The organism is Vibrio sp. 378, from assembly GCF_033339435.1.
The window spans coordinates 1-945 of sequence record NZ_JAWOUO010000229.1 but is presented as its reverse complement, the minus strand read 5'-3'; the positions used below and the strand labels follow the sequence as shown (position 1 = coordinate 945).

Sequence of the window (945 nt, the reverse complement as noted above, 5' to 3'; positions counted from 1 at the left end):
CAAATCCATAAACGTTTTGGTGTTTTTTCATAGGCAAGAAGCACAGTGAAAATCGCGAGCGTGATGTAAAACAGGCGAGGGCGCCAAAGTTCTGCTTCTGGGTAGAAGCCGTACATGAACTGCTCCCAGCGAACACTGATGAACACCCAGCATGCACCTTCTCGGCTACAGTCATCACGCGTTGAGCCTATCCAGTCAGCATTAATGAATGCCCAATCGACAATGTGCCAAAGCGCATTGAAAACGATATAAGCAAGAATAAGCGTGACAATGGAGTTGACTGGGCCATTAAACAAATTCTTGCGTAACCACCCAACCACGCCAACGGTATTTGATGGTGGCGGGAGATCGGGCTGAAATTGATGTGTACTCATATTATCTCTCCACCAGCGCAACTTTGCGGTTGTACAAGTTCATTAACGCAGACGTGAGCAAGCTCAGAGTTAGATAAACGCCCATTGTCATCGCGATGATCTCAATGGCTTGTCCTGTCTGGTTCAAGGTTGTACCAGCAAACACAGAAACCAGATCCGGATAACCAATAGCCATTGCCAACGAAGAGTTCTTCGTTAAGTTCAAGTATTGGCTTGTGAGTGGAGGAATGATGATTCTCAAAGCTTGAGGGATAACAACCAGCTTGAGCGTTTTAGCACGAGGCAAACCAAGTGACATCGCGGCCTCTGTTTGACCATGACTCACCGCGTTGATACCGGAGCGTACGATTTCCGCAATAAAGGCGGCGGTGTAAACACTTAACGCCAATAACAAAGCTGCCAGCTCAGGAATGATGCTGATCCCACCTTTGAAGTTGAAACCTTTCAGTTCTGGGTATTCCAAAGAGATTGGCATACCAGAAACGAAGTAAACCAGCAGAGGCAAGCCAACGAGAAGCCCTAAACCAATTCGTCCCATCGGGGTTTGTTGGCCTGTTAGGCGTTGTTTGTT

Annotated in this window: 1 protein-coding gene and 1 pseudogene; both read right to left on the bottom strand. The window is 47.3% G+C overall.

The window, feature by feature from the left end; genetic code table 11:
* Window positions 1-374: pseudogene (locus R7Q48_RS25360) on the bottom strand (amino acid ABC transporter permease); the annotation flags it as partial.
* Window position 375: 1 nt separating this feature from the next.
* A partial coding sequence (locus R7Q48_RS25355) for an ABC transporter permease subunit (protein WP_318132907.1) occupies window positions 376-945 on the bottom strand: 570 nt, incomplete at its 5' end.